At 58.7% G+C, this 235-nt stretch carries 1 pseudogene; it reads left to right on the forward strand.

Features of this window, described 5'->3' with window-relative positions:
• Window positions 1-235, forward strand: a pseudogene (locus N5923_RS00025) (electron transport complex subunit RsxC); the annotation flags it as partial.

Here is a 235-nt window from a genome sequence, read left to right on the forward strand (position 1 = left end):
TGATCCGCGTAAAGCGGCGGTGGAAGCGGCAATTGCCCGTGCTAAAGCCAAAAAAGCAGCGGCGCAAACGCCTGCTGCAAGCGAAACCACTGAGCAATCAGCAACGGCTGATCCGCGTAAAGCGGCGGTGGAAGCGGCAATTGCCCGTGCTAAAGCCAAAAAAGCAGCGGCGCAAACGCCTGCTGCAAGCGAAACCACTGAGCAATCAGCAACGGCTGATCCGCGTAAAGCGGCG

The sequence above is a fragment of the Winslowiella arboricola genome (assembly GCF_025527015.1).
In the GTDB taxonomy this organism is placed as follows: domain Bacteria; phylum Pseudomonadota; class Gammaproteobacteria; order Enterobacterales; family Enterobacteriaceae; genus Erwinia; species Erwinia arboricola.